The organism is Bacillus sp. DJP31, from assembly GCF_049310945.1.
Classification (GTDB): domain Bacteria; phylum Bacillota; class Bacilli; order Bacillales; family SA4; genus Bacillus_BS.
The window spans coordinates 71,341-88,231 of record NZ_JBMERO010000015.1 but is presented as its reverse complement, the minus strand read 5'-3'; the positions used below and the strand labels follow the sequence as shown (position 1 = coordinate 88,231).

The following is a 16,891-nucleotide window of genomic DNA, read 5'->3' as shown; positions in this document are numbered from 1 at the left end:
GGTTTTTGTAAAGAAGAAATAGTGGGCTTTTTTGAGTAGGGAAAACTTTTTATGAAAAGTAATTTGAAGTTATCTACCTAGATTGTCACAAGAGTTGATAAGAAGCACGGGAAGAACGAATTCGCTCTGCGATGGCTCAAAAGAATTCTCCTATGATATTTAGATAAATTATTGTATAATAGTGGAAATACATGTAATGAAAAGTCGAAAAAAGGTCAATTATTGAAATTCCATTATTCGACGGAAATCGTGAAATTCCTTCTTCAAAATTAAACAAATTTGTGAATTTAGTGCCGAATGAACTCCATAAATCAGGGACCGCGACTTCATTCTTCTTGGCAATCAAAAATTTTGCGGATGGATTTTTTGCATAAGATAGAGAAAAGGCACAACTAGATAATTTCACTAGTTGTGCCTTTTTCCGCGCAAAACTTCCGATTGACCCCTGTTAGAACCGTCCCCGTGCTTCTCACCTCGGAAAATCCATATTCTAAAGGAATGTATGATAGATTTAAATAAACGTTTGTTTAAAACAATGTAAAATATTATTACTCTGCTATATTAAAATAAATAAAGGATAGTTTATTCGTTTACCTGAAGGGTACCAATTTTTATTGACAGGCGTTTCCATATATTTATATCCCTCATTTATCCAAGTTTTTAAAGACTAGAATGCGTGAGGAATACCACTTCGCGCACCGTGGTTGTTTCTTTTTATTTATATCTGCAGGGCAAAGTTAAGATCCTTTGAAAACATTTTCCAAGTAGAGATAGAAAAGTTGCACAACGTCGACGTTTCATTTTGGAAGTTTATAAAAGTATAATGCCAACAGACAGGTTCTCCAGTGGACAAATGAAGACTTTATACTATAAAAATTGCAAGTTTTCTTAAAGAAGTCCCTTGCAGCTTAAACCTCTATATTAGATTATCTGTATGTTCCTTCTCATCTACTGCAACGCATCCTCCTCCAAGACTTCAGGGTTTCAAGACTACCCGTAAAGCCAGAGAAAGATTTAACGAATTCAACTAATGATAAATGTCTAGACGATGAAAGAAAAAGAGGCAAGGCTGGAAATCAACAGGAATCACGGGGATCATTCCCATTCTTCCTGTTTGGTACTGAATTCCATAGCGTTGGCGTTATCTTCCAAAGAGGTAAACACATTCAAAGAATTATTTGTTACTATTTATAAATCCATGAAGAACAAGTAAAAAACAAATACAAAATGTATAGATTTACAGAAAACATTTAATGATAAGTGGAATTAAATATAACATATTAGATAAAATTTATTAAATTAAGTATATTGGAGGTGTTTAGTGGTATAATGTATAAAAAAGCTTGGAGAAGGTGACAGAATGAAAAGTGATGTAAAAGTTGTTTCCTTGGAAATGACGAACGTGAAAAATGTAAAATACGGAAAAATAGATTTTGACTTAAACAATGACAATGTGTTAGATGCGCAAGTTGTTGGTTTTTATGGACAAAACGGATCAGGTAAAACAGCAGTAGTAGAGTCATTTTATATATTGCAATCGCTATTAAATGCTCAGGCCTTACCTAATAAAAACCAGCGTCTCATTTACGAAGGACAAGAAACTCTAAGTTTGGATTTTGAATTCCTCGTTCAGACCGGTGAGGAAACCAACAAGGTTAATTACCACGTAGAACTTGAATATAAAGAAGATAGAATGGTGGTAAAATCAGAGAGGGTCAGAGCAAAAGAAGCAAGGTATGGCAAAATGTTTCTGTACATTAATGATGAGGATACACCGATACAGTTACGACAAAAACCAAAACAGGATATTGAAAATCTACTATTGGGGATTAAACTATTGGCTGAACAGGTAGAAGGATCACTATTCTTTAGCAAGATAATTAGTGGTCAATCAGAAAAAATATTTAATGGTATTGATTTATTGGTGTATAAAGCACTGAAGGAACAGTTCTCGAAAAATATCCTTGTAATTAAGAATTTGCAAGAAGGAGTATTTCCATCTTATTTATTTTATAATTTCAATACTAAACGACTTGAAAGTAGTACCTACGATATCAAAGATCCTGTTTCATTATCAAAAGAACAATATAATTATTTGTCTAATTTAATTGAACGAAATAATGTGGTAGTTAGTGCAATCATTCCAGGTTTACAGGTGTATCTTAAAAATATGGGAGCAACAACTTTATCGAATGGTATTGAAGGAGTTCGTGCTGAATTCATCTCAAAGAGGGGAGATACTACATTACCTCTTAGTGCTGAATCGGCAGGAACTTTAAAGTTGTTTGCAATCACGACATCATTGATATCTGTCTTTCACACTCCTTCTGCTTGTGTGATAATTGATGAATTAGATGCAGGTATTTTTGAATATCTACTAGGAGAGTTGATAGAAATTTTTCAAGAACACAGTAAAGGTCAGTTAATTTTCACTTCTCATAATTTGCGGGTACTTGAAAAGTTATCACCACAAAATATATGGTTTACAACCACTAATGAAAAAAGTAGATATATAAAATTTAAGAATCTACAAAAGAATAATAACATGCGAAATGTATATTTGCGTACGCTCTTGGTGGGTGGTCAGTCTGAGTTTCTGTACGAAGAAACAAACCCTATAAAAATTGTTCGATCCTTTATTGAGGCTGGAATAACAGATGGAGACTAAGCGGAAGAAAGTTCTATTTGTTATTGTTGAAGGAGAATCGGATAGTCAATTGTTTTATGAAGGGCTACAGCAAAAATATACAAATCAGTTAGTGCTCATAAAGGCGTATAAAGGCGATATATTTACTGATCCTCAACTACGGGAGGTGGAGATTAGAGAACGTATTAGACAATTCTTCATTAAGCGAATAGGAGATTTAAAACTGCAGGATTTTTTAGGAATAATACATTTCTCTGATACAGATGGAGCATTTATCCCGGATGATAATATTCAAATCAATCCCAATCAAGAAATAAATGTAATATATAGAGAAAATGGTATATTTGTTAATTCAAAAGAGCAGCAAGAGGGTTTACATTATCGAAATAAAATTAAGAGTGACAATACGAAAGCCGTACACTTAATGGATAGGATTACTTATAATAAAGTTAAGATTCCATATCGGTTGTTTTATTTATCACAGCATTTAGAACATGTGGTGTTCAATGAACTAAATGTTCCACACGACCAGAAACAAAAGAAAATAATTTCTTTTTTGAAAGGAATAAATGGAACATCAACTATTTATGATCTGCTGGGTAATCACTTTCCTCCGATCCAAGACACAGATAATAAACATGTGGAATCATGGAAATATATTTATCAAGAGGTTCATTCACTTCAAAGGTATACTAACGCAATACTAATGTATGAGTTCATTGATCGATTATTAGCCGATAGAACCTAGGAAAAGCTAGGGAGACAGGAGACAGATGGCGGTTCATTCAAGTGCCTATCACCACCCGAATTTTCTTGTTTCACAACTGTGAGATATGAAGTTAAGAGACTGAACTGGACTCTTGCTTCTTTTAGTTTCTGGATCCAGGTTGCTAGAATCGAAGATGGACCTTATTTTTAAAGAAACAACCGCAATGCGTGCTTCACGCATTGCGGTTGTTTCTTATTATCTATGTCTGCAGGGCAAAAGAAATCCCTTGCAGCTTAAACCTTTATATTAGATTAATCTGTTCATTCTCATCTTCTGCAACGCATACCGCCTCCAAGACTTCACGGTATCAAGACTTACTCCTTCCTCTGCAGCAATTTGCATCGGACCTTTACCCTCAACAAATGCTTTGTGTACCCAGATTTTTTGCTGTTCGGTTAATCCCATACAGTATGTTGAGATTAAATCACCCTGAAAAGGCACTTCTACCTGCTCGTCCACCATTACCTCTATTACAGCATCTGATAATGTTGCCTCACGATCCTCATTCCTTCTTGCCTTTTTCAAATAAGTAAGTAGTTTTCCTCGGATGGTCTTATAGGCAAAGGTTCGAAATGCAGCCCCTTTCGTTGGATCAAAGCGTTCATACGCCTCCCAAAAACCAATTAACCCCTCTTGATAATACTCATCCATGTTTTTATAAATATGCAAATCCTTTATGGCACTTTTAATAAGCCATTCTTCTTTCTCAAATACTTCCTGAAAAGACTGATTCTTCTCCAAACTTTTATCCTTCCAAAAAGCGCGCTTCTTTCATTTATTCCGCCGGTAGGATTATCTTAATAGATTGCTAGATTCATTTCACATCGCCTTATTGGTAGTTTCAGCCTTAGGGATTACGGCATACTGGTAGTTTGCCCTAGGGAATACTCGGAGTATGGGAGGATTGGGGGAAGGAGAACTGGGGGTATGGTAGTTTTTTTATTTCAGGTTCAAGTGGACAAGGACTTTGACACGTTTAAATAAACGATGTAAATAAAATATACATTCGCTATTATGACACTGTATTTGATCAATAAAACGAGGATGACGCTAAACTATTTATAAGGTCTACGGAACGTTCCTTTTGGAATTATGAGCAGCAAGAGAATTCCTAGTGAAGCAAAGGGACGGTTCGAGGCTGGCGAAAAAGTCATGATTTCTAAGAAATGTATAACTATATTTAAATACAAATGATTATAAACTAACCAGAAAGAGTGAGAATTTTTAAAAAACTTGTTGAAAGCTATGAGTTATCGGAGTAAGATGTTATTTAAAAAATAAAGATCGAATATCGAAATTCATCATAAAACTGCTTGGAATAAACAAATGCAAACAAGTTTATATAAAATTCTAAAAATTATAATATTTTTCTTTATTTTTATAAATAATATCACGGGTGTTGATTATCCAAAATTAGACATACTTATCCCTTGGGATTTTTTGTATTTATTCAAAATAACAGCCATTTCAGAACGCCAGTCAATAGGCCTGTTTTATTTGGCACGACTGAAAATGCCGTTTTTACTCAACTCTTTGCCGCTTTAATGGCCCAAGGAAGTCGTGACTTTCCCACTGTGATCGTGGTGGAGTCTACCAAGAGAAGCTCCTTTGAAATCTTCAGTGATCGCCGTGTCACCCGATTGCATTTAGACACAACAAAATGGAATAATTTCTTCATGATGTTGTAGTCCAAATGACCAGCCTTTTTTGAGAGAGTGGAATGATTAATCTTTGGAAGTCCATGCTGGTCGCCTACATCTGCGCAGTCTCGATAACTTTTGAGCTCATTCATTGAAGCACAGAGCAAGTAATTAATGAGTGTTACAACATCAAGTTTACGTGCTGTATCTTTGTAGCCGATGGCATCCTGAATAGTAGCTATTTCTTCTTCTGAAACAATTTTTTGAAACAAATTGTGGAATGTGGTATTCTTCTTCAAGAGGGCACCTCTTCTGTAGTTTGTTTGTCAGCAAACATCATTCTACAAGAAAGGTGTCCTTTTTGGTATACTTTTTTTGGATTTTATTGGTTAATCAACACGCATGAAATAATATGTTATTATTTATAAAAAATATAGTAATACAATAAAGATTACAGTAATACAATAATAATAAACCGAGCAAGGGTGACCCCAAATGGAAGATATTTATCAAAAAATAAAAGACTTACGAAATAAAAATAATATGACATTAAAAGATTTGAGTGAAAGGACAGAGCTATCCGTTAGCTTTTTATCGCAAATAGAAAGAGGAACATCTTCCTTAGCTATCAATTCACTTAAGAAAATAGCAGATGCATTTAATGTGAGTATTACATATTTTTTTGAAGAACCTAAAAATGAAAAATACGTTGTGAAAAAACAAGATCAGATTTCTTATGAAATTAAAGGACTAGAATCTAAATATATTAGGCTTAATGGGGAGTTTCCGGCAAGATCACTCGCGCCATTCCTCATCCATCTAGCTCCTAACCAAAAGAAAACTCAAACGTTTCATCACCCAGGTGAAGAGTTTTATTACGTTTTAAAAGGAACAGTCGTATTTACTGTAGATAACCAAGATTTATTTGTTAAAGAGGGCGATTCCATTCATTTTCCATCAGAATTACCCCACTATGGAGAAAATCCACTAGATGAGGTAACCATTCTACTTTGTGTTATAACACCAGTTATTTTTTAAATCGACAATTTTATTGAAGGGAGGAGCTAAAAATTGAGCGCAATTCTAGAAGTAAAACATTTAAGTACTGGTTTTTTGACTGACGATGGAATTATTAAAGCGGTAGAAGATGTTTCCTTTACTGTAGAGAGAGGTCAAACAGTTTGTATTGTTGGGGAATCAGGAAGTGGAAAGAGTGTTACTTCATTATCGATTTTAAGACTTATTGAGTTTGAAAATGGAACAATATTGAATGGTGAAATGAATTTTGAAGGCGAAGACTTAGTAACTAAAACAAATGAAGAAATGTGTAAGATTCGCGGTGATCAAATCGCGATGATTTTCCAAGAGCCTATGACAGCATTAAATCCTGTCTTTACAATAGGGAAGCAAATTTGTGAAGCAATTCGCTTTCATAAAAAATGTTCAAAGGCAGAGGCTATGGGACGAGCGGTAGAACTTCTTCAGTTGGTTGGTATGTCTGAACCAAACATTCGTGTTAAACAATATCCCCATGAACTATCAGGGGGGATGAGGCAAAGAGCAATGATTGCTATAGCTTTAGCTTCAGAACCTAAGTTATTAATTGCGGATGAACCAACTACTGCTCTTGATGTAACGATTCAGTCGCAAATCTTATCTTTGTTACAGGATTTAAAAGAAAAACTTAATATGTCCATTTTACTTATTACCCATGATATTGGTGTTGCTGCAGAAATGTCAGATCGTGTAGTTGTTATGTATGCTGGAAAAGTAGTAGAAGAAGGTTCTGTTTATGATATTTTCGATAAACCACTTCATCCATATACGATAGGGCTACTACGTTCCATTCCTACGACTGACGGTAATCGAGCTGATAGACTTCTATCTATACCAGGTAGCATACCGAATTTTTCCAACTTACCATCTGGCTGTAGGTTCCACCCAAGGTGTGAATTTACTACTGAAAAATGTAAACAAGAAGAACCGAGCCTAACCTTAACAGATGAGCACAGAAGCATTGCGTGTTGGCATTATGAAGAAATTGCTACTACTAAAAAGTTAGTTTAGTAGAGAGGAGGTATTTTATGAGTGCTTCATCAGATGTGCTTTTAGAAAGCAGAACAAAAGAACACAATGAACCATTAATTGTTGCTTCTAACATCAAAAAGTATTTTCCAATTAAAGAAGGGGTGTTCCGTAGAGTTACTGGACACGTAAAAGCAGTAGATGATGTATCATTTTACATCAATCGTGGTGAAACATTCGGACTTGTAGGTGAGTCCGGTTCTGGGAAATCTACTCTTGGTAGAGTTTTGTTACGACTACAAGAGGCAACGGATGGAAAGGTAGTATTTGAAGATAAAGATTTACTCTCCTTGCCACACTCAGAGCTAAGGAAACTTCGAAGAGAAATGCAGATTATTTTTCAAGATCCATTTGGGTCATTAAACCCCAGACTTACCATTGGTGAAGCAATAGGCGAGATGTTCCGAGTACATGGTATAGCCAAAGGAAAAGAAAGAGATGAGAAAGTTTGTGAACTTTTAGAATTAGTCGGACTTGACCCTTCAAGAAGACATAGTTACCCACATGAGTTTTCAGGAGGTCAAAGACAAAGGGTTGGTATTGCTAGAGCTATTGCGTTAAAACCAAAATTCATATTAGCCGATGAAGCAGTATCAGCTTTAGATGTCTCAGTTCAAGCTCAGATTATTAATCTACTAAAAGATTTGCAGAAGCAATTAGGATTAACTTATCTTTTTATAGCACATGGCTTAAATGTTGTAAGGCATATATCAGACCGTGTCGGTGTTATGTATTTAGGCAAATTAGTAGAAGTTGCGGAAACAGATGAACTATTTACCCAGCCGCGACACCCATATACACATGCTTTACTATCAACGAATCCCTCACCGAATCCTTATAATCGGAAGGAACGTATTGTTTTAAAAGGGGAAATTCCATCTCCCGCAAATCCACCAAGTGGATGTAGATTTCACACGAGGTGCCCAATCGCAACAGATCGATGCATAGTGGATTCTCCAGAGTTACAAGAGTATACAAAAAATCATTATGTTGCCTGTCACTATCCACTGTAAATTAGGGGAATTCTGTCTTTAAAAGACTGAATATTATAAATTATTAAAAAATGGAGGTTTTAAAATGGAAGTGAAATCAAAGGAATTAAAAGGAAATCCAAAACAATATGATGGGTACAAATCTTTTCAATATTTAGAGCCTGGAATTGATTACAAAGAATATCAATTAGCAAAAGAAATTGGTCGTGTTCCAGCTTATACTTACCCGGTCACGGAAAAGGAAGAAGATTCTGTACAAGCTATTTTAGGTGAAGATTTGATGATTTCTATGCATGAACACACATTTATTGCACCAGAAAACCTCCAAGAATTTTATGAATTTAGACGACAAGGTCGAGATTGGACTGCCTTTGAAGCACTTAGTAAATCTGGTTTAGATGTTGTATTTGAAAATTTTATGGATGGAACAGCATTCGTAACATCACAAGCTGGATGGAAGTGGTCAGATGTTATCCACGATCTTGGAATCCGATTTAGTGATATCGCGCATCAGGATATGGTTATTAAGGCAGAGCGTATTTCTGATATATATCGCGCGAAAAAAGAAGGGAAGATTGCTTTTGTTGGTGCATTAGAATCTTGTTCAATGATAGAAAATGAACTTGATAGACTTGATGTTTTATATGGATTTGGTATTCGTACAATGGGAGTTTGTTATTCAGAAGCTAACCAATTAGGCTCTGGATTAAGAGAACCTAGTGATGGTGGATTAACGGTGTTTGGTAGGCAGGCTGTAAGAAGAATGAACAAGTTAGGAATCACAGTCGATCTTTCTCACGCAGGTGATAAAACAGCATTAGACACAATTGAAGTAAGCGAAAAGCCAGTCACGATTAACCATGCTGGGGCACGTGCTATCTGGAATACAAATCGTTTGAAGCCAGACGAAGTCATTAAGGCTTGTGCAGAAAAAGGAGGAGTTATTGCGATTGAAGCAGCTCCACATTCAACAGTTACAGATAACCACCCTGCTCATAATATTGAATCGTTTATGGAGCATTTTGAATACTCGGCAAATCTAGTAGGTATTGATCATGTAGCATTTGGTCCGGATACACTTTTCGGTGACCATGTTGGGCTTCATACACTTTTATCAGGGCAACTATCAATTAAAAAAGCTCAGATGCCAAATATGCAGAGAGTTCCTTATGTAGAAGGACTTGAAAATCCTGCTGAATGTTTTCCTAACATCCTCCGCTGGCTTGTAAAACGTGGATATAGTAGAGAAGATATCACGAAGGTAATGGGTGGAAATATTATACGTGTATTAAAAGAAACGTGGGCTAAATAAAGGAGGAAATAAAAATGATAAAACGTAAAAATACTAAATTAGTTAACATTCTCTTTCTAGTATTCATCCTTATATTATCTGCATGTGGCTCCAATGGGTCATCACAACCATCTGGGACAGATACTAAAAGCAAGGAGAATACTGCATCTAAAACAGAAGCTGATTCAGCAACTTCCAAGCAAGGTGGGAAGGTAACAATCCCAATCGTTGGGGACCCTATCTTTAACCCATGGCATCCGAATGCTTATGCAGAATCAAATCTTGTAAACCGTGTTATTTTTTCAGGCTTAACAAGACCAGGTGAAGATTTAGCTCCTTCTCCACATCTAGCAGAATCTTGGGAAGCTTCTGAGGATGGAATGATTTGGACTTTTCATTTAAGAAAAAATGTTAAATGGCATGATGGTGAGCAGTTTACTGCAGAAGATGTAGCTTTTACCTTTAACGATATTGTATTAAATCCAGACTTGGGTGCAAATGGTTCATCAAACTTTAAGACTGTAGAACGTGTTGAAGTAGTAGATGAATTTACCGTTAATTTTCATATGAAAACCGCAAATGCTGCACTACCTGCTTACTTAGGGTTTAATGCTGAGATTATTCCTCAACATAAATTCGTAGGTGAAGATCCTTGGGAATTAACTTCCTTTAATAAGGAAGCTCCAGTTGGTACAGGTCCATTTAAGGTGGGGAAATACATCTCTGGACAAAGCGTTGAGTTAGTAAGAAATGATGATTTTTATGCTGGTGCTCCAAACCTAGACAGTGTTATATTCAAAATTGTACCTGATGCAAATACACAAATTGCACAAGCATTAAGTGGAGAACTTGATTTATTTGTAGTCGAAGATAAAGCTGCAATTGATCGCTTAAAGAGCTCTGAAAAATTAGAAGTAGTGGCGAATGACACAACGAAATACTTCTGGATTTCTTTAAATCAAGAAAATGAGTTGTTTACAGATGTAAGGGTTCGTCAAGCATTTGTTCATGCGATAGACCGACAAGCGATTATTGATACGGTTTTAAAGGGTTATGCAAAGATTGCAGATGCCGCCATTACTCCGAATCAATCATTCTATTATACAGATCAAGTTACAAGATATGAATTTAATCCTGAGAAAGCGAAGCAATTATTAGCAGAAGCAGGATGGACAGATTCAGATGGTGATGGAATTGTAGATAAAGATGGTAAGAAGTTCTCTTTCTTATTTGAAATTGCACAACAAGGTGATTTAGAGCCAGTAGGTCAAATGGTTCATCAATACTTAAAGGATATTGGGCTAGACGTTGAATTTAAAACATTAGAATGGAACACAATGATTCAAAAGAACGTTATTAATCGTGATTATGAGATGATTTTAAACTGGTGGGCTTACCCAACAGATCCAGACGTATTTGCACAATACTTCTCAGGTAATGCTGGAAAAGGAAACAACATACCAGGTTATCAAGATGAGAAACTGGATGAGCTATTGCTAAAAGGACAACAGACAAGTGATCCTGAAGAACGTAAAAAGATTTATACAGAAGTCCAACAATATATGTCTGATACATTGCCATACTTGTACTTATGGTACCCACAAGAAATCTCAGTAACTAGTGTTCGTGTTCATGGTGCTCCTGAGATGTACATGGGTGGAAAGCTATACTACATTAACGAAGTGTGGGTAGAGTAATCTTTAAACTTTAACCCTTTACCGCTTTATCAAGATGGGGGCCTTACCCCCAATACTTTAAAGTGTTAAAGGGTTAATTTTTGCAACAATAAAGGGGTGGAGAAATATGTTGCACTTTGTCCTGAATCGTCTTTGGCAAAGTATAATTCTAGTATTTATTGTAACAATTATTACATTCTTCTTAATTAATCTTGCTCCAGGTGGTCCTTCTTCCCTAATGCGTATGGATGCAAGTGAAGAGGAGCGTCAAGCATTGATTGTTAGAATGGGTTTGGATAAGCCTATTATTGTTCGATATGGTGAATGGTTAGGTAATGCCTTTCAAGGTGATTTAGGAACGTCACTTTCAAGTGGTCAGCCGGTCGTTCAAAGAGTAGCTGAGCGTTTTCCTAATACATTAAAATTAGCAATTATAACGCTTATTTTATCAGTTACCGTTGGTATCATCTTGGGAATATTCGCAGCTATTAGAAGGAATCGAATGAGTGATTATGTTGTAAACTTTTTCAGTGTTATCGGTTTATCTATCCCTTCTTTTTGGCTTGCAATTATGTTTATCCTTTTATTTTCAGTTACTTTGCAATGGCTTCCATCTTCAGGTGTTGCCCCAGAAGAAAGTGGATTAGGAGAACAGGCTAAGTTCTTGTTGATGCCTGTGATCATATTGGCAACTTCAACTCTTCCTACCATCGTTCGGTTTACTCGATCGTCGATGCTTGAAGTAATTACACAAAACTATGTACGAACAGCACGTGCAAAAGGTGCGAAAGAATTTATAGTCATCTATTCACACGCTTTAAGAAATGCACTAATACCAGTGGTATCTATTATTGGTGTTCTAATACCTCGTTTACTTGGTGGAGCAGTTATTGTTGAATCTGTATTTGGATGGCCAGGTATGGGACGTCTAATTGTCGAAGCAGCACAAAGTAGAGACTACAACCTTGTAATGGGTTTGACGGTAATTGTAACGGTGATTGTTATCCTGTCAAACTTTATTGTTGATATTATTTATTCAAGAATTGATCCTCGTGTCAAAAATGTTTCGTAGTGGAGGTGAGGACATGGGAGCGGTACAAGTTACACATAAAGAAACATCAATTGTAACAATAAAAAAAGCAAAGAAAAGAAATGTGCTTTCTCGATTGGCAAAAAATAAAGCGGCTTTTATCTCCTTATGGTTTCTTTTTCTTATTCATATCACGGTATTTATTGGCCCACTAGTATGGACAATTAGTCCAGAAAAAATAAACCCAACCGAAACATTAGCAAGTTGGACACTGGCTCATCCACTTGGAACTGACGATTTAGGACGCGATGTATTAAGTCGTATGTTACAAGGGGGGCAAATTACCTTATTGGTAGGATTTACAGCTATGACATTTACCATCCTTATAGGGGGGATTGTTGGGGCAGCTGCCGGCTATTTTGGTGGATGGCTTGACGCTGTATTAATGAGGATAACGGAAGCGATGATGGCCATTCCCAATTTCTTTTTGGCACTTGTAGCATTAACAGTTCTTGGTCAAAGTCCAGTAATGATTGTCATTGTAATTGGGATGACATCCTGGATGGAGATTGCCCGTGTGGTTTATGGGGAGACGTTAAAGTGGAAATCTCTTGAATTTGTAGAAGCTTCAATCGCCTCTGGTGCGTCTTCTTTAAGAACATTAGTTGGTCATGTTATTCCACAGGTTATACCTACTATAATTGTTGCGAGTACTCTTGGAATCGCTTGGGCGATATTAACAGAAAGTGCAATTAGTTATCTAGGATTAGGTATACAACCCCCAACACCTACTTGGGGTAATATGCTACAAAATGCACAGCAGTATATTTGGAGTGCGCCAATTTTAGGAGTTTTACCAGGAGTTGCAATTACAGTAGTTGTACTTGCCTATAACTTTCTAGGAGACGGATTACGTGATGCACTTGATCCAAAGCATGTTAAATAAAGTAAGGGGGAGTATTATTGCTTATTACTATTAATAATTGCCAGCTATACTATGAAGTTTTAGGTGAAGAACATAAGGAAACCATTTTATTCATTCATGGTGGACCAGGGTTAGGAGATTGCCGAGGTGATGTGTTATCATTTGCTCCTCTAGCATCAACTTATCGTCTTGTATTTATAGATATGAGGGGCTCTGGTCGATCACAAGATGTAGCTCCATATACACATGACCAATGGGTAGAGGATATTAATGAGCTTCGAAAGCATTTTGGTTTAAATAAAATTATCATTCATGGGTCATCATACGGTGGTTTTATCGCCCAAGAATATGTATTAAAGTATCAATCCCATGTGTCACACGCACTTTTTAATGTTACTTCTGCCAATAATGAACACCATTATGCAGCAATAGAAAATGCCTTAAATAGTAATCTACCTGGAATTGACCAAGATAGAATGCGAAGACTTTTTGAAGGAAACGTGCAATCAAATGATGATTTTAAAGACCTATATAGTGCCATCATGCCATTATATGCAATGATTCCAGATGAAGAGATTATGAAATCAAAGCTAGAATCCATTCATTTTCACTATGAAACACATAACTATGCTTTCAATCAAAACTTAGCTACATATAACCTTAATTCACGCCTTCATGAAATCAAGGTACCTGTTTTGGTAACAGGTGGTAGGCATGATTGGATTACACCTATAGAATGCTCGGAGGAAATAGTAGCTAATATACCAAATGCTAGATTAGTTATTTTTGAAAACAATGGTCACTCACTTGTGAGAGAAAAAACCGAAGCATATATAAATCTAATAAAAGAGTTTGTTCTACAGGCTCCTGTTTCACAATAAAGGAGGGTTTCCATGTATACAACAATCAATGGGTGCAAATTGTATTATGAAATACAGGGGAAAGAAGATGGAGAACCAATTTTTTTTATTCACGGTGGTCCTGGATTAGGTGATTGCCGCGGGGACATTAAGGCATTTTTATCCTTAGGTGATCAATACAAGCTTGTCTTTTTAGATATGAGAGGTTCTGGACGATCAGAAGATGTTCCTCCTTATTCTCATAAGCAATGGACAGCTGATATTGAGGGTCTGCGTCTTTTTCTTGGCCTAGGGAAAATAAATATATTGGGTGGGTCGTATGGTGGGTTTTTAACACTAGAATATGTGATTAGATATCCTGAGAACGTAAGTCGAGTGTTGTTGAGAGATACGGCTCCTAGTAATAATTACAATGATTTATCAATGGAAAAAGCTTTGAATAGTCAACTTCCTGGTATCGATGAGGATATGTTAGACCGTTTATTTCACGGTCGGGTAAAATCAGATGAAGAATTCAGAGAAATGTTTGCCGCTATTCTACCATTATATACAGTAGTAGTAGATGAAGAGGCGAATAAAAAGCGCCTTGATGATATGTATTTTCATTATGAAACACATAACTATGCATTCAGTGTAAATAAGCAATCTTATGATTTGTTAGACCAGTTACAAACTATTAAAGTTCCTGTCCTTGTTACCGTTGGACGAGAAGACTGGGTAACACCAGTAGTCTGCTCAGAAGATATCGCTCGTGAAATTGAAAATTCTACATTTGTTATTTTTGAGAAAAGTGGCCACTCTCCACACCTAGAGGAAAATGAAGCCTATTTGAAGTTGGTAAGAACATTTTTAATGGATTGATAGATTGATTTAGATTACTTTTTTATAAGTAAACGGTAAAGTATGGTCACAGTGACGCCACAAAAAATCTTGTTTCACAAAAATGTTCCACAAATGAGTTGAAGCAGGGGGGCAACCACAGTGACGCCTCGGAATTTGTCGAATGTAATGTTTGCGTGCCTGTTGTTTGCGTGCCTGTCACCACCCGAATTTTCTTGTTTCACAGAAATGTTTCACACAAGATGGTTGTACGTTTTTATAAGAATAAGGGTAATTCTAGGTCACAGTGACGCCTCGAAATTTGTCGAATGTTAATAGGTTGGAAAATCTCTTGAAAAAACGAATGAATAGCAACCCAAAAAGAAGTAACCACATTCCTCGTAGACATCGGAAATGTTGATTACTTCTTTTATAGGTGTTGCATTTACCAAGATGCATGGGGAAGGTTCTTAACATAAGCACTTGGAAGTTTTGCTAAAATATCGAAGCACAATATTTAGTAAAGAATTATTTACCTTAAGGGGACTTTACTCAGTAATGTTCGCAAAATTTTCAAGTGCAAAGAAGCAGGATAGTTTTTTCAAAGTTTTTGTCTTAGTAGTTCGACATTCAATAAAAAATTTTCTGCTTCTCGTGCTTATTTCGGTTCACGAAACAGTTCGTTTAGTTGATTATATTTCGAACCCATGCACCAATAATACAAAGATATAAATATCTCTGAATATATATAAGCAGAAGAGGGAGTCTCATATCCATATGTTTATGGGACTTCCTCCTATTTTAGGACATCAAACCATTAGTATCAGCACCCATGTTAAACCACTTATCAATTCAAAAAATGACCTATAAGATATCTTGAGTCTTAGATTTTTCAATTCTCTTTAAATAAAATTAGTAGCTTGACATAATTCTGATTAATTCATAATGATAGTACCGTCTGTTTCTTTTACGATCGTCACCAAAAATCATATTTAATTCAACGAGCTGAGCTAGACTCTTTCTAATTGTTACAGGAGCTATATGTGTAAATGATTCAATCTCGTGAACAGTGGCGACTGGGTACATAAATAATGCTCTCCAAACTTTCTGAGTGGAGGGTTGCTGCAGTTTAACAATACCTTCATTATATAGTTTTTCTGCTTTGTCTAATTTTTCGTAATGTTGTTCAGCCATACGAATAGTAGAGTCTAGGAAAAATAGTATCCAGCTTTTCCAATCTGGTTCCTTTTTTCCAATTTCACGAACACCATTCAGTAAAGCGTAGTACTTAAATTTCTCGCGTTCAAGTTCCTCACTAATAAAAAAGAAAGGTGACTCAATTAGTTTTGTTTGAAGCAAGAATAAAACAATTAGAATCCTCCCTAATCTCCCATTTCCATCTAAAAAAGGGTGAATGGATTCAAATTGTGCATGAATAATTGCCGCTTTAATAAGTGGATGGAATGTATCATCTACCTCAGTTTTTTTATAAGGATGTCCATTGATGTAACCCTCTATATTTGTCATGTATTCCCCCATATGCTGAGGTTCGGGAGGAATATATGTTGCATCTTTAATATCTTTTGTAGGTCCAATAAAATTTTGTATCTTTCTATATTCTCCTGAAGTACTTGTAGAACCACGAGCATTTTCCATCAATACTTTGTGCATGTCACGTATTAAGCGCTCGTTTAAGGGGTATCCAACCTGTATTGCCTCCACACCAATTTTTAAAGCTCTTTGATAATTACGCACTTCAACTTTTTCCCAATTCTGTTGTTGGTCTATCTGATCTTCAAGCATTTCACTAAAGGTAATTTGTGTTCCCTCAATGCGAGTTGACTGAACCGATTCTTGTAAAGTTAATAATTGTATAAAGGACTCATTTACCAGCGAGTATCCAAGTTTTTGCTTCAATCTCTCTAATTTTGATAAAACTTCAACCACCTTCTTATAAAACGCAAGCTGTGTTTCTGCATCAAAGGTCAATGGAAGGAGGGGAAGGTTATATGGTTTTCTCATTTACTTACCTCCTATGATAATTTTTCTTACTATTATGTTCTATGTTGCACTATTTTTAAGCGTTACGCTATTTTATAATTAAAAAATATCATAAATGCAAGGCGTTTTCTGGTGCCTGTCAGAGCGACCGAGCCT

General features: G+C 36.0%; 14 protein-coding genes. 11 read left to right on the top strand and 3 right to left on the bottom strand.

Going from position 1 to position 16,891, the window contains the following annotated elements:
• The first annotated feature begins 1,360 nt into the window (after positions 1–1,360).
• The gene (locus tag ACOI1C_RS14665) at positions 1,361–2,668 is read left to right on the top strand and encodes an AAA family ATPase (RefSeq protein WP_422511248.1); all 1,308 of its coding nucleotides are present in this window, start codon (positions 1,361–1,363) and stop codon (positions 2,666–2,668) included.
• The gene (locus ACOI1C_RS14660; RefSeq protein ID WP_422511247.1) at positions 2,658–3,395 is read left to right on the top strand and encodes a hypothetical protein; all 738 of its coding nucleotides are present in this window, start codon (positions 2,658–2,660) and stop codon (positions 3,393–3,395) included. The genes ACOI1C_RS14665 and ACOI1C_RS14660 overlap by 11 nt, the downstream gene beginning before the upstream one ends.
• Positions 3,396–3,662: 267 nt before the next feature.
• On the opposite strand, the gene ACOI1C_RS14655 is transcribed toward ACOI1C_RS14660, so the two are convergent.
• Positions 3,663–4,157, bottom strand: a complete 495-nt coding sequence (locus tag ACOI1C_RS14655; protein WP_422511246.1) for a sigma-70 family RNA polymerase sigma factor — start codon at positions 4,155–4,157, stop codon at positions 3,663–3,665.
• Positions 4,158–4,941: 784 nt separating this feature from the next.
• Positions 4,942–5,355 (bottom strand): hypothetical protein, encoded by a 414-nt coding sequence (locus tag ACOI1C_RS14650; RefSeq protein WP_422511245.1) that lies wholly within the window; start codon positions 5,353–5,355, stop codon positions 4,942–4,944.
• 196 nt (positions 5,356–5,551) lie between these two features.
• Here ACOI1C_RS14650 and ACOI1C_RS14645 point away from each other — a divergent pair, with 196 nt between their 5' ends.
• The 9 genes from ACOI1C_RS14645 to ACOI1C_RS14605 all read left to right on the top strand — a co-directional run bounded on the left by ACOI1C_RS14645 (position 5,552) and on the right by ACOI1C_RS14605 (position 14,776).
• A complete protein-coding gene (locus ACOI1C_RS14645) occupies positions 5,552–6,094 on the top strand; it encodes a helix-turn-helix domain-containing protein (protein WP_422511244.1) in 543 nt (180 codons plus the stop codon).
• A 33-nt stretch (positions 6,095–6,127) separates the two neighbouring features.
• A complete protein-coding gene (locus ACOI1C_RS14640; protein ID WP_422511243.1) occupies positions 6,128–7,123 on the top strand; it encodes an ABC transporter ATP-binding protein in 996 nt (331 codons plus the stop codon).
• 17 nt (positions 7,124–7,140) lie between these two features.
• A complete protein-coding gene (locus ACOI1C_RS14635; protein WP_422511242.1) occupies positions 7,141–8,154 on the top strand; it encodes an ABC transporter ATP-binding protein in 1,014 nt (337 codons plus the stop codon).
• Positions 8,155–8,218: 64 nt separating this feature from the next.
• A complete protein-coding gene (locus tag ACOI1C_RS14630; RefSeq protein ID WP_422511241.1) occupies positions 8,219–9,445 on the top strand; it encodes a dipeptidase in 1,227 nt (408 codons plus the stop codon).
• Positions 9,446–9,459: 14 nt separating this feature from the next.
• Complete coding sequence (locus ACOI1C_RS14625; RefSeq protein WP_422511240.1) at positions 9,460–11,121, top strand: ABC transporter substrate-binding protein; 1,662 nt, start codon at positions 9,460–9,462, stop codon at positions 11,119–11,121.
• Between the two features lie 106 nt (positions 11,122–11,227).
• A complete protein-coding gene (locus tag ACOI1C_RS14620; protein WP_422511239.1) occupies positions 11,228–12,172 on the top strand; it encodes an ABC transporter permease in 945 nt (314 codons plus the stop codon).
• 13 nt (positions 12,173–12,185) lie between these two features.
• The gene (locus ACOI1C_RS14615) at positions 12,186–13,076 is read left to right on the top strand and encodes an ABC transporter permease (protein WP_422511238.1); all 891 of its coding nucleotides are present in this window, start codon (positions 12,186–12,188) and stop codon (positions 13,074–13,076) included.
• A 17-nt stretch (positions 13,077–13,093) separates the two neighbouring features.
• On the top strand, positions 13,094–13,936 hold the full coding sequence (locus ACOI1C_RS14610) for an alpha/beta fold hydrolase (protein WP_422511237.1): 843 nt from the start codon (positions 13,094–13,096) through the stop codon (positions 13,934–13,936).
• A 12-nt stretch (positions 13,937–13,948) separates the two neighbouring features.
• Positions 13,949–14,776 (top strand): alpha/beta fold hydrolase, encoded by an 828-nt coding sequence (locus tag ACOI1C_RS14605; protein ID WP_422511236.1) that lies wholly within the window; start codon positions 13,949–13,951, stop codon positions 14,774–14,776.
• 870 nt (positions 14,777–15,646) lie between these two features.
• On the opposite strand, the gene ACOI1C_RS14600 is transcribed toward ACOI1C_RS14605, so the two are convergent.
• Positions 15,647–16,756, bottom strand: a complete 1,110-nt coding sequence (locus tag ACOI1C_RS14600) for a Fic family protein (protein WP_422511235.1) — start codon at positions 16,754–16,756, stop codon at positions 15,647–15,649.
• Between the last annotated feature and the right edge of the window lie 135 nt (positions 16,757–16,891).